This window comes from Bradyrhizobium sp. 147, from assembly GCF_023073935.1.
GTDB lineage: Bacteria > Pseudomonadota > Alphaproteobacteria > Rhizobiales > Xanthobacteraceae > Bradyrhizobium.
Map to the genome: position 1 here is coordinate 32,121 of NZ_JADPKL010000042.1, position 16,012 is coordinate 48,132.

Here is a 16,012-nt window from a genome sequence, read left to right on the forward strand (position 1 = left end):
TCTGGACGCCCCTTAACCTTCAGGTAAGGGTATTGTCCGCGATGGATTTGAAGGCTGAATGACAACCAAGGCGTGAAAGCCGCCTTCCTGCCAGTATTTAAGCAGCCCGTGCAGCCTTCTTCTGCAAGCCGGCCGCGATCTTCAAATCTTCGACAAAGCGCTGATATTCCAGCACCTTGGCCTCGGGATCGGGCAGCCGCAGCAGATAAGACGGGTGCACCGTCACCAAAGCCTTGCGCCCGTCGGGAAGGTCGATCAACCGGCCTCGGTTTTTGCCGATGGGCGTGATCTTGCCGAACACGCTTTGCGCGGCGGTGGCGCCCATCGCGACGACGAGATCGGGCTGAACGGCCGCCAGCTCCCGCTCATACCATTGCCGGCACGCCCGGATCTCCGGCGTATTCGGCTTCTGGTGCAGGCGGATCTTGCCGCGCGGCACGAATTTGAAGTGCTTGACGGCATTGGTGACATAGACCTTCTTGCGATCGACGCCGGCTTCCTCCAGCGCGCGATCGAGCATCTGGCCGGCCGGGCCGACAAAGGGATGGCCGGCGAGGTCTTCCTTGTCGCCGGGCTGCTCGCCGACCAGCATGATGTTGGCGGACTTCGGGCCTTCGCCGAACACGGTTTGGGTCGCGTCCTTGTAGAGATGGCAGGCGCGGCAATGCGCGGCCTCCTCGCGAAGCGCGTCGAGATCGTCGGTTGTGGTCTTGCGTTTCATCGGAGCCTCCGGCCGCTTCTGAGGCTTGTGCGGATCGGTTGCGGCATTGGCGATCATGGCGCCGGTCATGCGCTCGGCATCCTCGATCAAGGGCTTAATGATCGAAGCCTCGGGCAGGTTCCTCCAGTATTTCTTCGGCATCTCGGCCTGCATCGCCTTCACCTTGAGGCGGGCCGGATTGAAGATGCTGGCATAGTAGCGCCGCCAGGTTTCCTCCAGCCGGTCTTCGCCGGGCGCCTCGCTCTTGCTGACGCCCGGCGTGAACGAGAGTGCGTGGCCATCCCAATGCGCGCAGAGGTCGGGCGTCAGGATCGACCAGGGCATGTCGGCAAAGCGCTTGGCGAAAAATGGCGCGGCGAGCTCGACGATGTGATGTTCCGGCTCGAACCAGGCGACGTAATGAGCCTGGCGTTCCCTGCCGATTTCGCGGAAGCGCACGAAGGCATGCATCTTGTGCTCGTCGCGGTAGACTGCCTTCGCCATGGCCGTGACTTGCGCGACATCGGGATCGGTTGCGACCTCGATGAGATCGTGATTGTCCTTCAGCCGAAACAGCAGGCGATAGAGGATCGCAAAGCGTTCGCGGTCGCGGTGCAGGATTGCTGCTTTGGCCAGTTCGACGAATTTGCCTGATACGTTGAAGGTGCCGTCGTTCACTTCGAGGATCGGAGATGGCGAAGACGGGGCGAACAGCTCGGCTTCGCCGCCTTGCACAGTCCAGGTGACATCGCTGGGCGGCACGTGGTGAAGCACGAGACTCCGCGCGGCTTTGCGCCAGCCGTCGAAATCGGTTTCGTTGTCGAGGATGATGAACTGCATCAGAAGCCAAACCCCAGTTGCGTTGCCTTTGGTTTGAACCGTTCGATCAGCCGCGCCTCATCGAGGCGGTGTGGCGGCGGCCGGTGATCGCTGAGGACGATGAACGGCAGCGCCTTGTGCCGGGGCACATGCAGCCGCGCGAGATCGGCGAGGCGGATCGTTGTCGTGCGCCGTGTCGCGATGATGCGTTCGACTGCTTTGGTGCCGAAGCCCGGCACGCGCAGCAATTCCTCGCGGCTGGCGCGGTTGACGTCGAGCGGAAAGCGGTCGCGGTGGCGCAGCGCCCAGGCGAGCTTTGGATCGATCTCGAGCGGCAGCATCGCGCTGTCGTCGACGATCTCGCCGACGTCGAAGCCGTAGAACCGCATCAGCCAGTCGGCCTGGTAGAGCCGGTGCTCGCGCAGCAGCGGCGGCTGCACCAGCGGCAAAGCGCGGCTGGCGTCGGGGATCGGGCTGAACGCGGAATAATAGACGCGTCGCAGGCGGTAGGCGCCGTAGAGATTGGCGCTGCTGTGGAGAATGGTGTGATCGGAGGCCGTGTCGGCGCCGACGATCATCTGCGTGCTTTGCCCAGCCGGCGCAAAGCGCTGCGGCTTGGCCTTCGTTTTCGCGCTGCGGCCTTCCTCGGCTTCGTCGAGCTTGAGCCGCAGCCGGCCCATGGTGCGACGGATTGCGCGCACGTCCTTCTCCGGCGCGAATTGCTTAAGGCTCGTCTCTTGCGGCATCTCGATGTTGATGGAGAGACGGTCGGCATATTGGCCGGCTGCTGCGATCAGCGCATCGTCGGCTTCGGGAATGGTCTTGAGGTGGATGTAGCCGCGGAAGTGATGCTCCTCGCGCAGTTTTCGCGCGACGCTGACCACTTGCTCCATTGTGTAATCGGGGCTGCGGATGATGCCGGAGGAGAGAAACAGGCCCTCGATGTAATTGCGCCGGTAGAAGTCGAGCGTCAGCTTGACGACCTCGTCGATGGTGAAGCGGGCGCGTGCTACGTTCGAGGAGGCGCGGTTGACGCAATAGAGGCAATCGTAATTGCAGGCATTGGTCAGCAGCACCTTGAGCAGGGAGATGCAGCGTCCATCCGGCGCGTAAGAATGGCAGATGCCCATGCCCGGCGCGGTCGAGCCCATGCCCTTGCCGTCGCTGGAATCCCGCTTCTCGGTGCCGCTGGAGGCGCAGGATGCGTCGTACTTGGCAGCATCCGCCAGGATTTCCAGCTTGCGTTGTACGTCCATGTTTGAATCCCTTTGATTCCACTCATGAATCCCAAAGCGCGCCAATTCGATTGACTCCCAGGGCGGCGTTAGCTTTATATTAGAACATATCATGAACAAATGAGCCAGCCGCTGGTTCTCTTTTTGAGAGCCACCGGCAATCACCCCTGAAGGAGCGGCGAGCATGAGCGGCGCACGCAGAAGCGCGCTTGCGACCTTGCGCAGCCAGATCGAGCGCATCGAGACGGCGGAGGTCGTGCATCAGCGCGATCGCATCACGCTCGGCCACAGCGAGGCGGACAGCGCGCTGAAGGGCGGGCTCGCACGTGCGGCGATCCATGAGGTGTTTTGTGAGGGCCGGCAGGGGACGTCCGCAACGGGCTTTGTCATGGGGCTTGCGGGCCGCGTCTCGGCGCACCGGCCGTTGCTATGGGTGCGGCAGGATTTTTCGGAAATCGAAACCGGCGCGCTGTCGATGAGCGGGCTCGCCGAGTTCGGTCTCGATCCGCGCCGCGTGGTGATGGTGCGCGGCGCTGATGTCGAGAGCGCACTGCGCACCTCAGCCGACGCGCTCGCCTGCGATGCGCTGGGGGCTGTGGTGCTCGAGCTCTGGGGCGAGACCAGGCAGTTCGATCTCGTGGCGAGCCGCAAGCTGACGCTGGCCGCGCAAGCTTCCGGCGTCACCGGGCTCTTGCTGCGCATGGCGGCGCAGCCGCTGCCCTCGACCGCGGAAACACGATGGATGCTGCGCGCAGCGCATTCACCGCCGGGCCCGGTGTCGAGTGCCTGGGGCGCGCCGCGCTTCGATGCCGAGCTCTTGCGCAATCGTCATGGCCCATGTGGCCGGTGGATCATGGAATGGAAATGTGATGAGTGCCAGTTCAGTGAGCCGTCGACGTATTCTCAGCCTGTGGCTGCCGCGCCTGCCCATCGACCGGATTCAGCGGTTCTTTGGGAACGTCGGACTGCATAAGAGCAATGATCCAAGCATCGTCGTCATCAAGGACAACAATGCGCTGGTGATCCATGCGCTCGACGAGGCCGCCGAGCGCCTCGGCCTGTATATCGGCCAGCCCTTGGCCAATGCGCGGGCGATGTGTCCGGACCTGAAAGTGTTCGACGCCGATATCGTCGCCGATGCGAAGACGCTCAGCGATGTCGCGGACTGGTGCGACCGCTTCACACCGCTGGTGGCGCTCGATCCGCCGCACGGCCTGTTCCTGGACATCACCGGCTGCGCGCATCTGTTCGGTGGTGAGGCCGCGTTGTTGCGGACGTTGGTTCGCGCATTGGCCCGGCAGGGGTTTGCCATCAGCGCGGCGATCGCCGGCACCTCGATCTGCGCACGCACGCTGACGCGGCAGGCCACGGGCACCATCGTGGCCGATGGCGAGGAGGCGGCGGCGATCAGCCGATTTCCGATTTCCGCGCTCGGTGCAGGTGAAGTCATCACCACAGGCTTGCGTCGCGCCGGTTTGAAGACTATCGGCGACGTCGCCTCGCGCTCGCCGAGCGAGATCACGGCGCGGTTCGGCGCCCGGTTCTCCACGCTGCTGGCGCATGCGCTGGGGCAGGGCGATGCGCCGATCAACCCGCGAAAACCGCTGCCCGACTACATCGTGGAAAAACGTTTCGCCGAGCCGATCGCGACCGACACCATGATCGCGATGACGCTGTCGCGGCTTGCCGACACGTTGATCGCATCCATGGAGAAGCAGGGCAAGGGCGCGCGACGCCTGGAAGCCGCGTTCTTCCGCACCGATGGCGTGGTGCGCGCAATCACGGTCGAGACCGGGCGTCCGGTGACGCGCAGCGCGGTGATCGACCGGTTGTTTCGCGAGCGTCTCGATGCGCTCGCCGACCCGCTCGATCCCGGCTTCGGCTTTGACATGGTGCGGCTGTCGGCGAGCCGTACAGAAATCGTGGTGCAGGAGCAGCGCGATCTCGATGCCCATGTCCACGACAATGACGAGCTTGCTGCACTGATCGACCGCATTGCCGCGCGTATCGGCGGCAAGCGCGTCGTCGTGCACCTGCCGCAGGACACCCATATCCCTGAATGCGCGGTTGTCGCCGCGCCGGCGCAGCATCATCTCGCCGCCGCCATGCAGGCGGAATGGCCTGCGCGGGCCGAGAACGAGCCGCCGCTGCGTCCCTTGCGGCTGTTCGACAAGCCGGAGCCGATCAAGGTGCCGTTCGCGACCGTGCCGGACGGCCCGCCGCATCAATTCACCTGGCGCCGCGCGCTGCATGCGGTGGTGCGGGTGGAAGGGCCCGAGCGCATCGCGATGGAATGGTGGCGGCAGGACGGCAAGCAGCTCACGCGGGATTATTTCCGCATCGAGGATGCCGAAGGCCTGCGCTTCTGGATCTTTCGCGACGGTCTTTATGAGGGGGAGGTGTTCGACGACGACGGCAAACCCGCTTCTCCCGGCTGGTATGTGCACGGTCTCTTCGCATGAATACGCCTGCCTATGCCGAGATCGGCATCACCACCAATTTTTCCTTCCTGGGCGGCGGCTCGGATCCGCGCGCCTATGTGCATCAGGCCAGCATCCTCGGCATTCCCGCGATCGGCATTGCCGATCACAACACGCTGGCCGGCGTGGTGCGCGCCTACAAGGAGCTCGACAATGCCGAGGTGCTGCACAAGCCGAAACTCCTGATCGGCGCGCGCATCGTCTTCATCGACGGCACGCCGGACATTCTGGTCTATCCGCGTGACCGCGCGGCCTATGGTCGGCTGTGCCAGCTTCTCACAAAGGGCAAGCGCGGCGACGACATCACGCGGATCGAGAAGGGCGAGTGTCGTCTTACCTTCGCCGACCTCCTCGAGTTTTCGGAAGGCCAGCTCCTGGTCCTGACGCTGCCGCATCGTTTCGAACCCGCGCAGGCGCTGGATGTTCTTGCAAAACTCAAGGACAGCCGGGCCGAGGGCGTGTGGCTGGCGGCGAGCCTGATCTATCGCGGCGACGACCGGCGCCGGCTGACGCGGCTCGATGATCTCGCGGCAAAAGCAAGAGTGCCGTTGCTCGCGACCAACGAGGTGCTCTATCATCATCCCGCGCGCCGTCCTCTCCAGGACGTGCTGACCTGCATCCGGGAAAAGACCACGATCGAGGCGGTCGGACGGAAGCTGGAAGCCAACGCCGAGCGGTTCTTGAAGGCGCCGCAGGAGATGTCGCGGCTGTTCCGCGATTTCCCCGAGGCGATCGCGGAGACCATGCGCTTTGCCGACGCAATCGACTTCTCGCTCGATCAGCTCAAATACCAATATCCGGACGAGCCGGTGCCGCCGGGCAAGACCGCGCAAGGTCATCTTGAGGATCTGACCTGGGCCGGTGTCGACAAATATTTCGGCGGCGTCACCAAAATCGACGAGAAACTGTACGCTACGCTGAAGAAAGAGCTCGCGCTGATTGCCGAGCTGAAATACGCGCATTACTTCCTCACCGTGCACGACATCGTGCGCTACGCGCGCAGCCAGAATATCCTGTGCCAGGGGCGGGGATCGGCGGCGAACTCGGCCGTGTGCTACGTGCTCGGCATCACCTCGGTCGATCCAACCAAGGTCGATCTGTTGTTCGAGCGCTTCATCTCCAAGGAGCGGCTGGAGCCCCCCGATATCGATGTCGATTTCGAGCATTCGCGGCGCGAGGAGGTGATGCAATATGTCTATCGTCGCTACGGCCGCCACCGCGCCGCGATCATCGCCACCGTCATCCATTATCGCCCGCGCAGCGCCATCCGCGACGTCGGCAAGGCGCTGGGCCTGACCGAGGATGTCACGGCCGCGCTCGCCGACACCGTCTGGGGAAGCTGGGGCAAGGGCCTTAACGACATGCAGGTCAGGCAGGCCGGACTCGATCCCAACAATCCCATGATCAACCTCGCGGTCGAGCTCGCAACCGAACTGATCGAATTCCCGCGCCATCTCTCCCAGCATGTCGGCGGTTATGTGCTGACGCAGGACCGGCTCGACACCTATGTGCCGATCGGCAATGCCGCGATGGACGACCGCACGTTCATCGAATGGGATAAGGACGACGTCGACGCGCTCAGCATGATGAAGGTCGACGTGCTGGCGCTGGGCATGCTGACCTGCATCCGCAAGTGTTTTGATTTGATCGCGGAGCACAAGGGCGAGCGCTGGGTGCTGGCGAGCGTTCCGCAGGACGACCCCAAAGTCTATGACATGCTTTGCGACGGGGAATCGCTCGGCGTGTTCCAGGTCGAAAGCCGCGCACAGATGAACATGCTGCCGCGGTTGAAGCCGCGGACGTTCTATGATCTCGTCATCGAAGTCGCGATCGTACGTCCGGGGCCGATCCAGGGCGATATGGTGCATCCGTACTTACGGCGGCGGAACGGTCAGGAGAAAGTGAGCTATCCCTCGCCATCGCCCGAGCATGGTCCCGCGGACGAGCTCTACAAGGTTCTGCACAAGACCAAGGGCGTCCCGCTGTTCCAGGAACAGGCGATGCGCATCGCGATCGAGGCGGCAAAATTCACCTCCGAGGAGGCCAATGGCCTGCGCCGCTCGATGGCGACCTTCCGCAATGTCGGTACCATCGGCAAATACGAGGACAAGCTGATCGGCAATATGGTCGCGCGCGGCTACGATCCCGACTTTGCCCGAAGCTGCTTCGACCAGATCAAGGGTTTTGGCTCTTACGGCTTTCCGGAGAGCCATGCCGCGAGCTTCGCACAGCTCGTCTATATCTCTTCATGGCTGAAGCATTACCACCCCGACGCCTTCTGCTGCGGCCTCTTGAACTCGCAGCCGATGGGCTTTTATGCTCCGGCGCAGATCGTCGGGGATGCCCGCAAGAACGGCGTCGAGGTGCGCGACATCGACGTGTCCTACAGTTTTGCGCAGAACACGCTGGAGCAGGGGAGAGGCAAATACTGCGCCGTTCGCCTCGGCTTCCGCCAGATCGACGGCTTTCACTGGTTGGACGAAGATGAGGAGAGGCTAAAGCGCTCTCAGTCGTCATTCCCCATTGCGCAATTACGCAATGGGCGCGCGCCACTTGGCACGAGCCCGGAAGCCGTCGGGCCGCATACGCCTGACGGAATGGATACTGGGCTCGACGCTGCCGCATCGCGCCGGAATGACAGGAGAGAGGACTGGGCCGACCGCATCGTCGCCGCCCGCAACCGACGTCCCTTCACCTCGCTCGAGGATTTCGCGCGCGACACCGGCCTGCCCAAGCGCGCGCTGATCCTGCTGGCGGATGCCGATGCGTTCCGCTCGCTCGGGCTCGACCGCCGCGAGGCGCTATGGCAGGTGCGGCGGCTGCCGGACGACGTGCCGCTGCCGCTGTTCGAGGCGGCCACCGCGCGCGAGCAGCCGGACGAGCACGCAAGGCCGCTGCCAGTGATGCCGCGCGCCGAGCAAGTGGTCGCCGACTATCAGACCATTCGCCTGTCGCTGAAGGGCCACCCGATGGAATTCCTCCGCGAGATGTTCTCGCGCGAGCGCGTCATCGCCTGCAAGGATGTCAACCATGAGAACGAGCGGCGCCGCGTCCGCTGCGCCGGCGTGGTCTTGGTGCGGCAGCGGCCGGGCAGCGCCAGCGGCGTCGTGTTCATGACGCTGGAGGACGAAACCGGCATCGCCAATGTCGTGGTGTGGCCCAAGATCATGGAGCAATACCGCAAGGAGGTGATGTGCGCGCGCCTCATCCTGGTCGAAGGCTACATCCAGAGCAGCCCCGAAAAGGTGACGCATCTCATCGCTCAGCGCATGATCGATCGCTCGCACGACCTGATCGGCCTCGCCAACGACGCCTTAAGCCGCAAGCATCCGGTGCCGGCAGGCACCGCCCTGATCGAGCCGCTCAACGACGATCCCCGTGCTCACGCGGATAGCCCGGCGCAGAAAATCCGCCACCCCCGCAACGTCCGCATCCTGCCGCCATCGCGGGATTTTCATTGAGTATTTCGGCTCTCTCCCCGATGTCGTCCTGGCGAAGCCAGGACGACATCGAATGCGTGGTGAGCGCTCGTAACCAGCGTTCAAAAATTCACTCGGTTCGAGATTGCGCCGTCCACGACGAGATTGGACCCGGTCGTGAACGACGACACCGGGCTCGCCAAGAACACTGCCGCGCTCGCGATCTCCTGCGGCGTCGCCATGCGGCCGGTCGGATTGCGGCTCATCGCATCCTTGTAGCGCTCGGGCATGTTCTGCTCGATCATGCTCCAGACGCCGCCCTTGAAATAGACGGTGCCGGGCGACACCACGTTGACCCGGATCTTCTTCTTCGCATATTGCCGCGCCAGTCCCTTGGCCATGTGAATCAGCGCCGCCTTGATCGGGCCGTAAGAGCTGGCGAGGTCAGCCTGTGCGGCCGAGATCGAGGAGATGATGACGAAGACCGCATCGCCGCTTCTCTCGCCGCTGGCTTCGAGGAACGGCCGGGCGGCATCGAACGCATGCACGGCGCCGAGCACGTCGAGCCGAAAATTCTGTTCCCAGGACGCGGCATCCTGGCCCTGCGCCATTGCGCCGGCATTGGAGAACAGCATGTCGATGCCACCGAGCTCCTTTGCGGCATTCTCGATCCAGGCTTTCAGCGCCGCGCCGTCGGTGGCATCGACTGGACTGCCGGTCGCACGGATTCCGCTCGCCTTCAATTCAGTGACGGTGGCCGCAACCTGATCGGCGTTGCGCGCGCATACCGCGACATTGGCGCCTTCACCGGCGAGTGTCGCCGCGATCGCCCGTCCGATGCCGCGCGTGCCGCCGAGCACGATGGCGTTCTTTCCTTTGAGACCGAGATCCATTGTCTGGTTTTCCTTGTTGTCTTGCCGGGAGTGTAGCTCTTTTGGGAGATATGCTGAATTCTCCAACGATATGGAGAGAGGCGCCGCCCTCACTCCGGCGCCGCTCCCACCGGCGGGCCGCCGGGCGGGCGGTGCAGGAAGGTCAGCGAGACGTAGGCGCCGACCCAGGAACCTGTCGCGGCGAAGGCGACATAGAAGGCGTTTTCGGTGTAGCTGATCACCGCGTAGGAGGAGAGCATATACCAGATTGCGCTCCAAGTCGCGGCCGGCACGCGCTTTCGCGCAACCACGGCCGAGGTGAACATCACATAGACCGCGTCGGTGGCCGCCGTTGCGACGAACACGGCACCCGCGGTGAGGGGATCGATGGCGGCCATTGCAATCCTTTCTGCGATCATGAGATGGTCGTGAAAATTAGCGCATGATCCGGCAAAGCGTGTAACGGTTTTCCCTCGCGACAAACGACGAATGCGTTTGCGCGAAGACCATGCTCAAACAAACGGGAGAAAAGCGGCCATGCAAAGTGCCGCCGGCATTCTCAGGGATATCTGGACCTCCGTCGGCGGCGATCCGGCTGCGCTCGACCGCGTGCAGCTGACCGGTGAGGAGCCGCAGATCCCATCCTCGTTTCGCGTCGCTGTCGCCGGGCAGACGACGATCGCCGCCGCCGGCCTCGCCGCCGCGGAGATCTGGCGACTGCGCAGCGGCGAGGCGCAGGACGTCTCCGTCGACATGCGTCATGCGGTCGTCGAATGCCGATCCGAGCGCTATTTGCGCGTCGACGACAAGCCGCCGCCCCCGGCGTGGGACGCCATCGCCGGCGTCTACAGGACCGGCGATGGCCGCTTCGTCCGCTGCCACACCAATTTCCCGCATCACCGCGAGGCCGTCTGCAAGGTGCTCCGCTGCGTGCCCGAGCGCGAGAAGGTGCAGGCGGCGCTCATGCAATGGAACGGCGAGGATTTCGAGGCTGCGGCTTACGCCGCAGGCGGCGTCGTTGCCCTGATGCGCAGCTACGACGAATGGTCGGCGCTGCCGCAGGCGCGTGCGCTCGCCGAACTGCCGCTGGTCTCGATCGAGAAGATCGGCGAGGCCCCGGCGAAACCGTGGCCGCTGGGATTGTCGAACAGCGATCGTCCGCTCGCGGGCCTGCGCGTGCTCGATCTCTCCCGCGTCATCGCGGGCCCTGTCGCAGGCCGCACGCTCGCTGCGCACGGCGCGGACGTGCTGCTCGTCTCAGGGCCCGAACTACCCGCCATTCCCTGGCTCACCATCGACACCGGCCGCGGCAAGCTCACCACCTTCATCGACCTGAAGAGCGCGGCGGGCAGGGCGCAATTGCGCGCCCTGTTGAAAGACGCCGACGTCTTTTCGCAAGGCTACCGCCCGCGCGCGCTTGCCGCCCTCGGCTTCGCGCCGGAGGACGCAGCGCAAATCAATCCCGGCATCGTCTATGTCACGCTGTCGGCCTATGGTCATGCCGGCCCGTGGGCGGAGCGGCGCGGCTTCGATTCACTGGTGCAGACCGCGACCGGCTTTAACCAGGCGGAGGGACAGGCCGCCGGCATCGACGGTCCCAAGGAATTGCCGGCGCAGATGCTCGACCACGCCACCGGCTATCTGATGGCGTTCGGCGCCATGATGGCCAAAGTGCGCCAAGCCCGCGAAGGTGGCAGCTGGCACGTCCGCGTGTCGCTGGCGCAGACCGGACGCTGGCTTTGGAATCTCGGCCGGCTTGACGGCGGACTGGACACCCCGGATCTTACGGGGGAGGCCATACATGCTGCGTTCATCGAGAGCATGCCATCTGGCTTCGGCATGTTGAAGGCGGTGCGCCATTCGGCGGTGCTATCGACGACGCCGGCACAATGGAGACGTCCGGCGATGCCGCTCGGCACTCATCCGGCACAGTGGCCGGCGCGAAGCTGACATGAAGCTGACACATCGCGAAATTTTAACGTCGACCAAGAGGCGCCTAGCGTTTTTTAGGTTGTTTGAAATCGGAATTCGGCACTATTAGCGCGACCGATACGGCAGTCATTTGCCGAGATCGTCGCAAACACGACCGGGCTCAATGGTGGTTGAAAATACCAAGCGATTGCAGGTGCTTACAAAACAACGGGTGATCACCTCCGTAGTTTTACTAGCGCTCGCCGGTGCCGGGGCCTACGGCTTCCTGTATTCGGGATCTAAGGAAAAGAAACACTCCGAAATCTCGAGCCAATCGCGCAGGAATGCGCAGACCTTCACACCGACGGCGTCCGAATGGGCGACGCTGACGATCGAGCCGGTCAAGGCCAAGAGCTTCCGGGCCGAGTATGTCACCGAGGGCAAAGTCGCGGTCGACGAGGACCGTTCGACGCCGGTGTTCTCGCCCTATGCGGGCCGCGTCACCAAGCTGCTCGCCAAGCCGGGTGAGATGCTGAAGCAAGGCCAACCGCTGTTCACGATCGAGGCCGCCGACACGGTGCAGGCTCAGAACGATTTCGTCGCGGCCATGACGTCGCAGAACAAGGCGAGGTCGGCGCTTGAGCTCTCCGACATCCAGTTCAAGCGCGCTAAGGACCTCTATGAGGGCCATGCCATTCCGCTGAAGGACTATCAGCAGGCGGAGGCGACCCAGGTTCAGGCGCAGAACGACATGCGCTCCTCGGTGACGGCGCTGGAAGCGGCGCGCAACAAGCTGCGCATCCTCGGCTTCACGGACGAGACCATCAAGGCGTTCCAGGAAAAGGGTGTCATTAATCCGGAAATCACGATCTATTCGCCGATCGCGGGCACAGTCGTGCAGCGCAAGATCGGCCCTGGCCAGTACGTCAGTTCCGGTGCCAGCGATCCGGTCTTCGTGATCGGCGACCTCTCCACGGTGTGGCTCACCGCCTTCGTGCGCGAGAGTGATGCGGCCGCGGTGTGCATCGGTCAGGATATCAGCGTCAACGTGATGGCGCTGCCCGGCCGGCCGCTGACCGCCAGGATCAACTACGTCGCCGCCGCGATCGATCCCAACACCCGCCGTCTCCTGGTCCGAGCCACCATCGACAACAAGGACGGCCTGCTCAAGCCGGAGATGTTCGCCAACGTCACGATCTACTCGGCCGGCGACCGTGCCGCGCCGGCGGTGCCGAAACAGGCTTTGATCTATGAAGCCGACAAGGTCCGCATCTGGGTCGCGCGCGAGGACAAATCGGTCGAGCTGCGCCAGATCAAGATCGGCCTCATCAACGGCAACCTCGTCGAGGTCACCAGCAATCTGAAACCTGGCGAGCAGATCGTCACCAAGGGCAGCCTGTTCATCGACCGCGCGGCGTCCGGCAGCTGATCGACGACCCAAGAAAACTGAAGAGCTGATGGATCGTCTCGTTGCCCTTGCCGTAAACCGGCGCTTTCTGATGGTCGGCATGTTCGTCGCCGTCCTGATCGGCGGCCTGATCGCGTTCAACCAGCTCAACATCGAAGCCTATCCCGATCCGACCCCCCCGATGGTCGACATCGTGACGCAGAGTCCGGGCCTGTCGGCAGAGGAGATCGAGCGCTACATCACGATCCCGATCGAGACCCAGGTCGCTGGCCTGAAAAATCTGACGACCATTCGCACCATCTCGCTCTACGGTCTCTCCGACATCAAACTCCAATTCTCCTTCGCCTACACTTATGACGAGGCGTTGCAGCAGGTGTTGAACCGCCTGGCGCAGCTCGCTCCGCTACCGGGCAACGTGCAGCCGCAGATCTCGCCGCTCAGCCCGATCGGCGAGATCTTCCGCTACCGTCTCGTAGGTCCGCCGAACTACAGCGTGCTGGATCTCAAGACCATTCAGGACTGGATCCTGCAGCGGCGGTTTCGCGCCGTCCCCGGCGTCATCGACGTCACCGGCTGGGGCGGCAGGAGCAAGACCTACGAGCTCCAGGTCGACTTCAACAAGCTGGTCGCCAACGGTCTGACGCTGCCGCAATTGCTCCAGGCGGTCGGCAATTCCAACGTCAATGTTGGTGGCAACACCGTCAATATCGGCCAGCAATCGGCCGTCGTGCGCGGCGTCGGCCTGATCCGCTCGATCGACGACCTCGCCAACACGATGGTCTCGCAAACCAACGGCAATCCGGTGCTGGTCAAGGACGTCGCCACCGTTACCGTCGGCCAGAAGCCACGTCTGGGCATTGCCGGCATCGACGATTCCGACGACATCGTGCAGGGCATCGTCCTGATGCGCCGCGGCGAGCAGAGCTCGCCGACCATCAAGCGCGTCCACCAACTCGTTCAAACCATCAACAATTCCAGCATCCTGCCGCCCGGCGTGCGCATCGAGCGGATCTACGACCGCGGGGACCTGATTGAGCTCACCACCCACACCGTGCTGCACAACATGGTGGTCGGCATTCTCTTGATCGTGCTGCTGCAGTGGATCTTCCTCGGCGATCTGCGCAGCGCGCTGATCGTCGGCGCCACCATTCCGTTCGCGCTGTTCTTCGCCGTGATCATCCTGGTGCTCCGCGGAGAATCGGCGAACCTGCTGTCGGTCGGCGCCATCGATTTTGGCTTGATTGTCGATGCCACCGTCATCATGGTGGAGGCGATCTTTCGACGTCTGACCCAGACCACGCCGATGTCGGAAGCCGAGCAGATGTCGCATGAGACGCTGTTCGGCATGAAGAGCCATGCCATCCTCAGCGCCGCGGCCGACGTTTCGCGCTCGATCTTCTTTGCAGCGGCCATCATCATCGCGGCCTTCCTGCCGCTGTTCACGCTGTCAGGCGTCGAGGGCAATATCTTCGGACCGATGGCGCGCACCTATGCATATGCGCTTGCGGGAGGGCTGCTTGCGACGTTCACTGTCACCCCGGCGCTGTCGGCGATCATCCTGCCCGCCCATGTCGAGGAAACCGAGACCAGGATCATGCAGATCCTGCACAGGCTTTACTCGCCGCTGCTGCATTGGGCGGTCGTCAATCGAAACATCGTGCTCGGCGGCGCCGTCGGCCTCGTGCTGATGACGGTTGCGTTCGGCCGGCTGCTGGGTCTCGAATTTTTGCCCAAGCTGGAAGAGGGCAATCTCTGGATCCGCGCCACGCTGCCGCCGACCATCTCGCTCCAGGAAGGCAATTCTTACGTCAACGAGATGCGCAAGGTGATCCGCGCCCGGCCCGAGGTCGAGTCCGTCGTGTCGCAGCACGGCCGTCCCGACGACGGCACCGACGCGGCCGGCTTCTTCAACGCCGAGTTCTTCGCGCCGCTCAAGCCCGCGAGCCAGTGGCCCGGCACGCGCGACAAAGAAGAGCTGACCGCGCAACTGCTCAAGCAGCTCGACGACCGCTTCCCTGGCGTCGAGTTCAACTTCTCGCAATATCTCCAGGACAACGTCTCCGAAGCCGTTTCCGGCGTGAAGGGCGAGAACTCGATCAAGCTGTTCGGCAGCGATCTCCAGGCGCTGACCGACACCGCCAACAAGATCAAGTCGGTGCTGGCCACCGTGCAGGGGGTCACCGATCTTGCGGTGTTCACCTCGCTGGGGCAGCCGACTATCCAGATCGACATCGATCGCGCCAAGGCCGCGCGCTATGGTCTCGCCCCCGGCGACATCAACGCCACGATCAAGGTGGCGATCGGCGGCGACACTGCGGGCGATCTCTATGAGCCTGGCAGCGACCGCCACTTCCCGATCATCGTGCGCCTCGCGCCGGAATATCGCAGAAGCGCGGAGGCGATCCAGAATTTGCGGATCGGAGCGCCGGGGCCGAACGGCACCGTCACGCAGATCCCCCTGAGCGAGGTCGCCAACATCAGCCTCGTCTCCGGCGCCGCCTACATCTATCGCGAGCAGCAGGAGCGCTATCTGCCGATCAAGTTCTCGGTACGCGAACGCGACCTCGGCAGCGCGATCCGCGAGGCGCAGCAGAAGATCGCCGAGCAGGTGCAGCTACCCCCCGGCTCGCGCATGGAGTGGGTCGGCGAGTTCGGCAACCTCCAGGATGCGATCCGGCGGCTGTCGATCGTGGTGCCGATCTCGCTGGCGCTGATCGGCGTCCTGCTCTGGTTCAATTTCGGCTCGGTGACCGACACGCTGCTCGCGATGAGCGTGATCCCGATGGCGATCTTCGGCGGCGTGCTGGGCCTGTTGATATCAGGCACGGCATTCAGCGTCTCCGCGGCAATCGGCTTCATCGCGCTGTTCGGCATCGCCGTCATGGACGGCATCATCATCCTGTCGCAGTTCAACCAGCTCATCGAGGAAGGCATGGACCGCATGAGCGCGGTGGTGCGCACCGGCGAATTGCAGCTTCGGCCGGTGCTGATGACCTGCGTCGTCGCCGGCGTCGGCCTGTTGCCGGCGGCGCTGTCGGACGGCATCGGCTCGCAGGTGCAGAAGCCGCTCGCGGTCGTGGTCGTCACCGGCATGATGCTGGCGCCGGTCGTGATCCTCGTGACCTTGCCGGTTCTGATCTCCTTTTTCTCCCGCTCCGCGCGCTGATC

10 protein-coding genes are annotated in these 16,012 nt (G+C 63.8%); 6 read left to right on the top strand and 4 right to left on the bottom strand.

All coding sequences use genetic code 11. The features are described from left to right. Positions 1-97: 97 nt before the first annotated feature. Positions 98-1,540 (bottom strand): UdgX family uracil-DNA binding protein, encoded by a 1,443-nt coding sequence (locus tag IVA87_RS09490; RefSeq protein ID WP_247301312.1) that lies wholly within the window; start codon positions 1,538-1,540, stop codon positions 98-100. After that, positions 1,540-2,775, bottom strand: coding sequence for a putative DNA modification/repair radical SAM protein (locus tag IVA87_RS09495; RefSeq protein ID WP_247301311.1), 1,236 nt, complete (start codon positions 2,773-2,775; stop codon positions 1,540-1,542). The genes IVA87_RS09490 and IVA87_RS09495 overlap by 1 nt, the downstream gene beginning before the upstream one ends. A gap of 163 nt (positions 2,776-2,938) precedes the next feature. On the opposite strand from IVA87_RS09495, the gene IVA87_RS09500 reads away from it, so the two are divergent. The 3 genes from IVA87_RS09500 to IVA87_RS09510 are packed head-to-tail and all read left to right on the top strand — an operon-like array spanning position 2,939 to position 8,695. Further along, positions 2,939-3,727, top strand: a complete 789-nt coding sequence (locus IVA87_RS09500) for a DNA repair protein (RefSeq protein ID WP_247333444.1) — start codon at positions 2,939-2,941, stop codon at positions 3,725-3,727. Then, positions 3,624-5,216: a DNA polymerase Y family protein gene (locus IVA87_RS09505; RefSeq protein WP_247301309.1), complete on the top strand. Its 1,593-nt coding sequence runs from the start codon at positions 3,624-3,626 to the stop codon at positions 5,214-5,216. Before IVA87_RS09500 ends, IVA87_RS09505 begins: the two co-directional genes overlap by 104 nt. Continuing rightward, positions 5,213-8,695: an error-prone DNA polymerase gene (locus IVA87_RS09510; protein ID WP_247333445.1), complete on the top strand. Its 3,483-nt coding sequence runs from the start codon at positions 5,213-5,215 to the stop codon at positions 8,693-8,695. Before IVA87_RS09505 ends, IVA87_RS09510 begins: the two co-directional genes overlap by 4 nt. 80 nt (positions 8,696-8,775) lie before the next feature. Here IVA87_RS09510 and IVA87_RS09515 read toward each other — a convergent pair whose 3' ends face one another. Then, a complete protein-coding gene (locus IVA87_RS09515; RefSeq protein ID WP_247301307.1) occupies positions 8,776-9,546 on the bottom strand; it encodes an SDR family oxidoreductase in 771 nt (256 codons plus the stop codon). 89 nt (positions 9,547-9,635) lie between these two features. Continuing rightward, entirely contained in the window at positions 9,636-9,923 is a 288-nt protein-coding gene (locus IVA87_RS09520) for a hypothetical protein (protein WP_247301415.1), read from the bottom strand. Positions 9,924-10,062: 139 nt separating this feature from the next. On the opposite strand from IVA87_RS09520, the gene IVA87_RS09525 reads away from it, so the two are divergent. The 3 genes from IVA87_RS09525 (at position 10,063) to IVA87_RS09535 (ending at position 16,010) form a co-directional block, all read left to right on the top strand. Next, the gene (locus tag IVA87_RS09525; protein ID WP_247301306.1) at positions 10,063-11,475 is read left to right on the top strand and encodes a CoA transferase; all 1,413 of its coding nucleotides are present in this window, start codon (positions 10,063-10,065) and stop codon (positions 11,473-11,475) included. 145 nt (positions 11,476-11,620) lie between these two features. Then, positions 11,621-12,865 carry an efflux RND transporter periplasmic adaptor subunit gene (locus IVA87_RS09530; RefSeq protein ID WP_247301305.1) on the top strand — a complete coding sequence of 415 codons (1,245 nt, stop codon included), beginning with the start codon at positions 11,621-11,623 and terminating at the stop codon, positions 12,863-12,865. A gap of 28 nt (positions 12,866-12,893) precedes the next feature. Beyond that, positions 12,894-16,010, top strand: coding sequence for a CusA/CzcA family heavy metal efflux RND transporter (locus IVA87_RS09535; protein ID WP_247333446.1), 3,117 nt, complete (start codon positions 12,894-12,896; stop codon positions 16,008-16,010). Positions 16,011-16,012: the final 2 nt, after the last annotated feature.

What these genes read in the sequence shown, in the direction of transcription:
- IVA87_RS09515 (WP_247301307.1), bottom strand. Translation starts at nt 9,546, where the DNA reads ATGGATCTCGGTCTCAAAGGAAAGAACGCCATCGTGCTCGGCGGCACG.
- IVA87_RS09505 (WP_247301309.1), top strand. Translation starts at nt 3,624, where the DNA reads ATGAGTGCCAGTTCAGTGAGCCGTCGACGTATTCTCAGCCTGTGGCTG.
- IVA87_RS09510 (WP_247333445.1), top strand. Translation starts at nt 5,213, where the DNA reads ATGAATACGCCTGCCTATGCCGAGATCGGCATCACCACCAATTTTTCC.
- IVA87_RS09525 (WP_247301306.1), top strand. Translation starts at nt 10,063, where the DNA reads ATGCAAAGTGCCGCCGGCATTCTCAGGGATATCTGGACCTCCGTCGGC.
- IVA87_RS09495 (WP_247301311.1), bottom strand. Translation starts at nt 2,775, where the DNA reads ATGGACGTACAACGCAAGCTGGAAATCCTGGCGGATGCTGCCAAGTAC.
- IVA87_RS09520 (WP_247301415.1), bottom strand. Translation starts at nt 9,923, where the DNA reads ATGGCCGCCATCGATCCCCTCACCGCGGGTGCCGTGTTCGTCGCAACG.
- IVA87_RS09500 (WP_247333444.1), top strand. Translation starts at nt 2,939, where the DNA reads ATGAGCGGCGCACGCAGAAGCGCGCTTGCGACCTTGCGCAGCCAGATC.
- IVA87_RS09535 (WP_247333446.1), top strand. Translation starts at nt 12,894, where the DNA reads ATGGATCGTCTCGTTGCCCTTGCCGTAAACCGGCGCTTTCTGATGGTC.
- IVA87_RS09530 (WP_247301305.1), top strand. Translation starts at nt 11,621, where the DNA reads ATGGTGGTTGAAAATACCAAGCGATTGCAGGTGCTTACAAAACAACGG.
- IVA87_RS09490 (WP_247301312.1), bottom strand. Translation starts at nt 1,540, where the DNA reads ATGCAGTTCATCATCCTCGACAACGAAACCGATTTCGACGGCTGGCGC.